Source organism: Caulobacter sp. CCNWLW153 (assembly GCF_036889365.1).
In the GTDB taxonomy this organism is placed as follows: domain Bacteria; phylum Pseudomonadota; class Alphaproteobacteria; order Caulobacterales; family Caulobacteraceae; genus Caulobacter; species Caulobacter radicis.
In genome coordinates, this window is the sequence record NZ_JBAKFV010000031.1 from 1 (window position 1) to 8,225 (window position 8,225).

Genomic DNA, 8,225 nt, shown 5'->3' on the forward strand with positions numbered 1-8,225 from the left:
GGCGTGCAGGCCTTCGATCAAGCCTTCGCCGACGCCCTGCCCTATGACGTGCTCGATCCGACCAAGATCATTCCCGAGGAGGTGCTGCCGGTCACGCCGATCGGCCGGATGGTACTGGACCGCAACCCCGACAATTTCTTCGCCGAGACCGAACAGGTCGCCTACTGCCCGGCCAACATCGTGCCGGGGATCGACTTCACCGAAGATCCATTGCTGCAGGGTCGATTGTTCTCCTATCTCGACACCCAGAAGAGCCGACTGGGTACGGCCAGCTTCAACCAGCTGCCGATCAACGCGCCCAAGTGCCCGGTGATGAATTTCCAGCGCGACGGCATGATGCAGATGCAGGTCCATAAGGGCCGCGCCAACTACGAGCCCAACAGCCTGGCCGAGACAGCAGGCGAGGACGGTGGGCCGCGCGAGTGCCCGGTGACGGGTTTCCGCACGACCCAGGACGGCGCCGACATCGTCGCGGAGAAGCTGCGCGTGCGGCCCGAAAGCTTCGCCGACCACTACAGCCAGGCGCGAATGTTCTTCCGCTCGCTGGACCCGGCCGAGCAGGCGCACCTGGCCTCGGCCCTGGTGTTCGAGCTTTCCAAGGTCGCCATCGAAGCGATCCGCACGCGGATGCTGTCGAACCTGGTCAATGTCGATCCGGACTTGGCCAAACGGGTAGCCGCGGGCCTTGCCATGGACCTGCCCAAGGCCTCCAAGACCGCCGTGCCGGTCCAGGACCTGGAGCTGTCGCCGGCCCTGCGGATCGTGGAAGGTCCGCGCGCACCCAAGGACATCAAGGGCCATGCCGTCGGCATCCTGGTCGCCGACGGCTCGGACGCCAAAGCGGTCGACAAACTGAAAGCCGCGCTTCTGAAGGCCGGCGCCGTCGCCAAGGTCATCGCCCCCAAGATCGGAGGGGCCAAGGGCGCCGACGGAACCCTTATCCCCGCCGACGGACAGTTGGCCGGCACGCCCTCGGTGACGGTCGATGCGATCGCGCTGGTGCTGTCCGACGAGGGCTGCGCGGCTCTGGTCAAAGAGGCGGCGGCCGTTCAGTTCGTAATGGACGCCTTCGGGCACCTGAAGGCGATCGGCGCCACCGATGCGGCAAAGCCCCTGCTCGACAAGGCGGGCGTCGAGCCGGACGAGGGCGTCACCGATCTCGGCGCGGACTTCCTCGCCGCGGCGGCCAGGCGCTTCTGGGACCGCGAACCAAAGGTGCGGATGCTGGCCTGACGGTCGGCTCGCTTCCTCCCCCTCCCGGCGACGCGTCCCTGGGCGCGCCGCCTTCCCCACATTGGAGACGACGATGAGCCAGGACGACCGCCTGCGCATGCAGGATCCGCGCGAGCAGTATCCCAAGCCGCCCTTCCCGGCCCAGCCGCAGCTGGCGCCGGGCCTTGCCGCCAAGATGCATCCCAAGCCCGACCACGGCGAGGAAAGCTATCGCGGCGCGGGCAAGCTCGTCGGCCGCAAGGCGCTAATCACGGGCGCCGACTCCGGCATCGGCCGCGCCGCCGCCATCGCCTATGCCCGCGAGGGCGCCGACGTCGCCATCGGCTACCTGCCGAGCGAGGAGAGCGACGCGCGCGAAGTCATCGCCCTGATCGAGGCCGAGGGTCGTAAAGCCATCGCCCTGCCCGGCGACATCAAGGACGAGGCCTTCTGCCGCGAGTTGGTGGCCAAGGCGGTGGAAGGCCTGGGCGGGCTCGACATCCTAGTCAACAACGCCGGCAAGCAGGTCAGCCGCCCAGACATCGCCGCCATCGACAGCGAGCAGTTCGACCACACGCTGAAGACCAATCTCTACGCCATGTTCTGGATCACCCAGGCGGCGCGGTCTCACCTGAGGCCCGGCGCGGCGGTGATCAACACCGCTTCTGTGCAGGCCTACGAGCCGTCCGAGAACCTGCTCGACTACGCCACCACCAAAGCCGGCATCGTGGCCTTCACCAAGGCCCTGGCCAAGCAGCTGATCAAGGACGGCGTGCGGGTCAACGCCGTCGCGCCCGGTCCGTTCTGGACGGTGCTCCAGCCCAGCGGCGGCCAGACCCAGGAGAAGGTCCAGCACTTCGGCGAGCACAGCCAGTTCGGCCGACCTGGCCAGCCGGTGGAGATCGCGCCGGTCTATGTGCTGCTCGCCTCCCAGGAGGCCAGCTTCACGACCGGCGAGGTTTATGGCGTGACCGGCGGCGCAGGCATCGCCTGACGCCGCCCGACGTCGACGGAGGGGCGCCCCGTCAGCCTCGGGCGCCCCACTGCTGGTGCGTAAAGAAGGCGATGGTCGCGACGCCCGCGGCGACGACCAGAGCGTCTTCGACGAGCCCGCTCGGCGTCTGGCCGAACTTCGCCATCGCCCGCTTGCGTCCCGCCAGGGTCAGATAGGCCAGCGGCACGGCCGTCGCGATCGCCACGCCCGCCCCGGCCTTCTCGCGGCCGCGGGGCGCCAGGGCCGCGCCGGCGATGCCGGCGCTGGCGACGCGGGCCAGAAGACCCAGGAAGACCGTGCGGTCGGGCGCGGTCTTCATCTTGTCGCCCAGCAGTTCGCCGATCCCCATGAGCAGGGCGCCGAACTTGAACAGCGGATGGTCGAGCAGGACGAGCTTGCCGGGCGTCGAGCGCCCCGCCAGGCGGGCCGAGGCGATGGTGGCCATCGGGGTCATCGATCGGGCGCTGGCGACGGCGCCGATGAGGGCGGAGGGGATCAGGGCGGTGTTGGTCATGTCGGCTGAACACGCCACGCGCCTCGAGGTTCAGAGCCACGCCACGGAACGCCCCCTCGCCCGCCGGTGTTGTCGCACCGAGCTTCGGTGGAGAGATGCATGTCGGTCTTGGTTCGCCTGCTGGGCGCTCTCCTGGTTCTGATCGGTCTGGTGCTGGGCGTCGGCGGCGCCTGGCTCGCCGTCCTGGGCGGGTCGCCCTATTACGTCCTGGCCGGGATCGGCCTGCTGATCGCGGGCGTGCTGGTCGCTCGACTGAAGCAGGCCGGCGCGATCGTCTACTTCGTCGTCTTTGCGCTGACCCTGGTCTGGGCGCTGTGGGAGACCGGGCTCGACGGCTGGGCGCTGGTGCCCCGCCTCGTCGCGCCGCTGGTGATCCTGCTGCTGGTCGTACTGTCGCTGCCGGCGCTGACGCGGCGGGGCGGCAAGCCGATGCTGGCCGGCCTCGCCGCGTTCGTCGTACTGATCGGCGCGGGCGGCGCGATCGTCGCGGCCGCCAATCGCCCGACGCCGGCCAAGCCGCTGCCCGCGGCGCTCGCTGGCCCCGGCGCCGCGATGGGCGCCGACTGGATCGCCTATGGCGGCTCGCAAGACGCCCAGCGCTTCTCGGCCGCCGCCCAGATCACCAAGGCCAATGTCGGCAAGCTGGAGCGCGTCTGGACCTTCCGCACCGGCGACCTGCCTGAGAAGTTCGGCGCCGAGACCACGCCGCTCAAGATCGGCGACAGCGTCTATCTGTGCTCGGCGATGAACAAGCTGTTCGCGCTGGACGCTCGCGACGGCAAGCAGCGCTGGGCCTACGACCCGAAGGTCTCCAAGGACGCTATCCCCTATACCGCCGCCTGCCGGGGCGTGACCTACTTCGTCCAGCCGGACGCCGCAGCCGGGGCGGCCTGCGCCGCGCGGATCATCGAGGGCACGCTGGACGGCCGGCTGATCGCCGTCGACGCTCGCACGGGCAAGCTCTGCGAGGGCTTTGGCCAAGACGGCCAGGTCGATATCAAGATCGGCATGGGCCAGGTCGTGCCCGGCATGGTGTCGATCACGTCCGCTCCGACCATCGTGCGCGGGATCATCGTCACCGGCCACCAGGTGCTGGACGGCCAGAAGCGCTGGGCGCCGTCGGGCGTCATCCAGGGCTACGACGCCGTCACCGGCCAGCTGCGCTTTGCCTGGGACATGATGGCGCCGGACATCACCGGCCTGCCGCCGCAGGGGCGCACCTACACGCCCGGCACACCGAACATGTGGACCACGGCCACCGGCGACGACACCCTGGGCCTGGTCTACCTGCCCATGGGCAATTCGGCCGCCGACTACTACAGCTCGTTGCGCCGCCCGGCTGAGAAGGAATGGTCCTCGGCCCTGGTGGCGCTGGACGTGGCCACCGGCAAGCCGCGCTGGAAGTTCCAGACCGCCCATAACGACGTGTGGGACTATGACCTGGGCTCGCAGGGCACGCTGGTCGACTTTCCCACAGCGGACGGCCCCGTGCCGGCGATCATCCTGCCCAGCAAGCAGGGCGAGATCTACATCCTCGACCGGCGCACCGGCCGCCCGCTGACGGGTGTCGAGGAGCGCGCGGTTCCCGGTGGCGGGGTGGAGCCGGCGGAACGGGCCAAGACCCAGCCCTTCTCGCTCTATCACAGCCTGGCCAAGCCCCGGCTGACCGAGAAGGACATGTGGGGCATGTCGCCGATCGACCAGATGATCTGCCGCATCCAGTTCAAGCGCGCGGTCTATAGCGGCCCCTACACCCCGCCCGAAGCCAAGGCCCGCTGGATCCAGTATCCCGGCTATAACGGCGGCTCGGACTGGGGCGGGATCGCGCTGGACCCGCGCCGCGGCGTGATCGTCGCCAACTACAACGACATGCCCAACTACAACCAACTGGTGCCGCGGGCGGTGGCCGACGCCAGGGGCTGGTTCCCGCGCGGCGATCCGCGCGAGAAGACCAAGGCCGGTGGAGCCGAGGGCGCTGGCGATCCGCAGACGGGCGTTCCTTACGCCATCGACGTGAACGCCGGCTGGCGGATGCCCGGTACGGGAATGCTGTGCAAGCGTCCGCCCTACGGCGGGATCCGCGCCATCGATCTGAAGAGCGGCGCCACGCTGTGGGACCGCCCGTTCGGCACCGCGCGGCGCAATGGCCCCTTCGGCATTCCCTCGATGCTGGCTATCGACATCGGCACGCCCAACAACGGCGGCTCGGTGGTCACCGCCGGCGGCCTGATCTTCATCGCCGCGGCGACCGACAATCTGTTCCGCGCCATCGACATCGAGACCGGCAAGACGGTGTGGAGCGACGTGCTGCCGGCCGGCGGCCAGGCCAATCCCATGGTCTACGAGCAGGACGGCCGCCAGTACGTGGTGATCATGGCCGGCGGGCATCACTTCATGGAGACGCCCGAGGGCGACTACCTGATCGCCTACGCACTGCCGAAAGGCTGAGCCATGGAGACCTGGACACCTTACTGCGGCGCCGGCCCCTCGCCTGCCGAGATCTGGAGCCGCTGGAACCTCGACCCGCTGCTGCTTGTCGCGTTGGCGCTGATGGCTGCATGGCTTTGGGTCGCGGCCCCGACCAGGCGCGGCTTGGCCTTCGCGGCCATGGCGATATTGCTGGTCAGCTTCGTGTCGCCCCTCTGCGCGCTCAGTTCGGCGCTGTTCTCGGCCCGCACGGCGCACCACGTGCTGCTGACCAGCCTCGCCGCGCCCTTGATGGTTTGGGCCCTGCCCCGTCCCCGCGCCTCAAGGAGCCTCGCGGCGGCGACACTCGCCTTCGCCGGGGCTTTCTGGCTGTGGCATGTCCCGGCGCTCTACGAGGCGGCGCTGTCGAACCATGGCGTCTACTGGCTGATGCAAGCCAGCATGCTTGCGTCGGCGATGGTGTTCTGGCGCGCAGTTCGGGCCGCTCCGGCGCCGGCCGCCGTCGCCGCGCTGCTGGCGACCACCGTGCAGATGGGCCTGCTGGGCGCCCTGCTGACCTTCATGCCGCACGCGCTCTATGCGCCCCACGCCCTGACGACCACGCCCTGGAGCTTGTCGCCGCTGGACGACCAGCAACTGGCGGGCCTCGTCATGTGGATCCCGGCGGCCGGCGTCTACCTTGCCGCGGCGCTCGCCCTGCTCGGCCGGCGGCTGCGCAGCGCCTCGGGCTTCGCGGCCCGATGATCGACCGGCTGATCGAGAACATCTTCGAATGGGCCGCCGGCCATGCCGACGAAGGACGCTATTCGCCGGTGGCCATCGTCTTTCACTGGACCATGGCCGGGCTCGTCGCCTTCCAGCTCGGCTGGGGTTGGTGGATGGGCCGCGCGGCGCCCGGCGCCCAGATGCAGGCGGCCTACGAACTGCACTATCTGATCGGCGTGCTGATGCTGGTCCTGGTGCTCGGCCGTGTGGGCTGGCGACTGTTCGCTCCGGCCGTCATCAACGACGCCGACAAGCCTGGCTGGGAGAGCACGGCCGCCCACGTCACCCACTACGTCTTCTACACCTGCCTGTTCGGCCTGCCGCTGACCGGCTGGGCCATGGTCTCGGCGACCAGCCGCGACACCGAGCTGACCCTACTGAACCTGACGCCCTGGCCTCTGCTGCCGCTGGGCGAGCTGTCGCATGCGACGCTCTGGACGATCGAGGCCGTCGCCGAGTGGCTGCATTGGGGCCTCGCGCTCAGCCTTGTCGCCATGATCCCTATCCATGTCGGCGCCGCATTGAAGCACCACCTCATCGATCGCGACGACGTCCTTCACGGGATGCTGCCGATCCTGCCGCAGCAGCCTCGACGGCGGACGCGCTGGCAACGCCGCTGGCGGGCGCTGGAGAAACAGGTCGCGTCTCTAGCCAAGCCGCTAAGGCGGCGACTTCGTCCTCGCTGAGCTTGCTCGCTATCGCGGTCATCACCCCGCGAGGATCATTGCGGCGTACCGCGCGCCTCCAGCGAGCGAATTGGTCGGCGGTATAGGCCGCGGGTTGTCCGGCCAAGGCCGGCTGGGCCGCGCCTACACCCTGCCCCTCGGCTCCATGGCAGGCGGCGCAGGGCGCGAGACCCCGCCCGGCATCGCCTCTCGTCCAGAGCCCTGGCGGCGGCCTATCGCGGATGTCGCCGCCCGCCGTCGGCAGGCTCGAATAGTAGAACGCAACGGCGCGGCGAGCCCTGTCGTCAAGCGGCTTGGCGACCGGCCCCATCACCTTGTCTGGGCGGATGCCCGAGGCGTAGTCCTCCATCTGCTTTTGCAGGTAGCCGGCCTCGAGGCCGGCCAGGCGGGGGACCGAGACGCCGTCGCCCATGCCGTCGAGGCCGTGGCAGGAGAAGCAGGCGTGTGCCGCTCCGCCGGCGCCGCCGCTCATCGCGATGGTCCGCCCATCGACGCTCAGCAGAGCGTCGGTCCGGGGTGGCGCGCGGTCGCAGGCGCTGAGCGCGGCGAGCGCGAGAAGGGAGAAAGCGAAACGGCCCACTCCGCCTAAACCCTGCGGAACCGCGACCGTTCCGACGGGTTGAGCCTTCGGGTTTTCGAAGGGGCCTTGGTGATCGGTGGAACCAAGACAGCGAGCGCGGCGATGATCGGCTTGGCCGGCGCAACGCTGGTCGCCTGCGCGGACAAGGCCGTTCCCTCGCGCCAACTGGCCGGCGCCAATCCCACGGAGGGCCTGCGCCTGATCGAAGCCGAAGGCTGCGGGGCCTGTCATCGCATTCCTGGCGTGCAGTGGCCGCGCGGCGCGGTCGGCGGATCCCTGGACGGTCTGCAGGCTCAGGCGACGATCGCCGGACGCTTCCCCAACCGGCCAGAGGTTCTGATCGCCTGGCTTCGTGATGCGCCGGCCATGGCCCCCGACACCGCCATGCCCGCCTCTGGACTGACCGAGGATCAAGCCCGCGACGTCGCGGCCTACCTCTATTCGCTCGATGCAGACTGACGCGCCGCCCGCTCACGAGAGCCTGAAGGGCTGGCCGCCGCCCGCGCTGGATCCAGCCGGTCCCTTCGCCGCGCCGTTGAACAGCCTGACCTGGGGCCTTCTGGCCATGACCGCCGCCGTGCTGGCGATCGTCGTCGTCGCCCTGGCCCTGGCGCTCTTCGCACCACGAGCCTGGCGCAAGCGTCTGGGTGGCGAGCGCCTCGTCTGGATCGCCGGGATCGCCTTTCCGGTCGTTGTCTTGAGCGCCCTGCTGATCTGGGGCCTTTCGCTGACCCATCGCTTGAGCGAGCCGCCCCGCCCCGGAGAACTGCGCATTCGCGTCACCGGCGAGATGTGGTGGTGGCGGGTCGGCTATCTCGACGCGGCCGGCCGTGAGGCCTTCCAGGGCGCCAACGAGATCCATATCCCGGCCGGCCGCCCGGTGGCGCTGGAACTGGAATCCACCGATGTGATCCACAGCCTCTGGATCCCGCGGCTGAACGGCAAGCTCGACATGATCCCCGGTCGCCGCAACATCCTGCGCATCCAGGCCGACCAGCCGGGCGAATACGGCGCCCAGTGCGCCGAGTTCTGCGGCGGTCCGCACGC

7 protein-coding genes and 2 pseudogenes are annotated in these 8,225 nt (G+C 69.7%); 7 read left to right on the plus strand and 2 right to left on the minus strand.

Features of this window, described 5'->3' with window-relative positions:
* A partial coding sequence (locus tag V6S85_RS26305) for a catalase (RefSeq protein ID WP_334350782.1) occupies positions 1-1,233 on the plus strand: 1,233 nt, incomplete at its 5' end.
* Between the two features lie 73 nt (positions 1,234-1,306).
* The gene (locus V6S85_RS26310; RefSeq protein ID WP_334350783.1) at positions 1,307-2,206 is read left to right on the plus strand and encodes an SDR family oxidoreductase; all 900 of its coding nucleotides are present in this window, start codon (positions 1,307-1,309) and stop codon (positions 2,204-2,206) included.
* A 31-nt stretch (positions 2,207-2,237) separates the two neighbouring features.
* Here the strand turns inward: V6S85_RS26310 and V6S85_RS26315 are convergent, their stop codons facing one another.
* Positions 2,238-2,720 (minus strand): hypothetical protein, encoded by a 483-nt coding sequence (locus tag V6S85_RS26315; protein ID WP_334350785.1) that lies wholly within the window; start codon positions 2,718-2,720, stop codon positions 2,238-2,240.
* A 99-nt stretch (positions 2,721-2,819) separates the two neighbouring features.
* Between V6S85_RS26315 and V6S85_RS26320 the strand changes: the two genes are divergently transcribed.
* From V6S85_RS26320 to V6S85_RS26330, 3 genes are read left to right on the plus strand one after another with little or no spacing between them, the layout of a single operon-like run.
* Entirely contained in the window at positions 2,820-5,168 is a 2,349-nt protein-coding gene (locus tag V6S85_RS26320; protein WP_334350786.1) for a membrane-bound PQQ-dependent dehydrogenase, glucose/quinate/shikimate family, read from the plus strand.
* Positions 5,169-5,171: 3 nt separating this feature from the next.
* Complete coding sequence (locus tag V6S85_RS26325) at positions 5,172-5,891, plus strand: cytochrome c oxidase assembly protein (protein ID WP_334350787.1); 720 nt, start codon at positions 5,172-5,174, stop codon at positions 5,889-5,891.
* Positions 5,888-6,598 carry a cytochrome b gene (locus V6S85_RS26330; RefSeq protein WP_334350788.1) on the plus strand — a complete coding sequence of 237 codons (711 nt, stop codon included), beginning with the start codon at positions 5,888-5,890 and terminating at the stop codon, positions 6,596-6,598. Before V6S85_RS26325 ends, V6S85_RS26330 begins: the two co-directional genes overlap by 4 nt.
* Before the next feature lie 16 nt (positions 6,599-6,614).
* On the opposite strand, the pseudogene V6S85_RS26720 reads toward V6S85_RS26330, so the two are convergent.
* A pseudogene (locus V6S85_RS26720) lies at positions 6,615-7,070 on the minus strand (c-type cytochrome); the annotation flags it as partial.
* A 210-nt stretch (positions 7,071-7,280) separates the two neighbouring features.
* Between V6S85_RS26720 and V6S85_RS26335 the strand changes: the two are divergent.
* Both V6S85_RS26335 and V6S85_RS26340 read left to right on the plus strand, forming a co-directional pair.
* Positions 7,281-7,637 carry a c-type cytochrome gene (locus V6S85_RS26335; RefSeq protein WP_334350789.1) on the plus strand — a complete coding sequence of 119 codons (357 nt, stop codon included), beginning with the start codon at positions 7,281-7,283 and terminating at the stop codon, positions 7,635-7,637.
* A pseudogene (locus V6S85_RS26340) lies at positions 7,627-8,225 on the plus strand (cytochrome C oxidase subunit II); the annotation flags it as partial. The gene V6S85_RS26335 and the pseudogene V6S85_RS26340, both read left to right, overlap by 11 nt.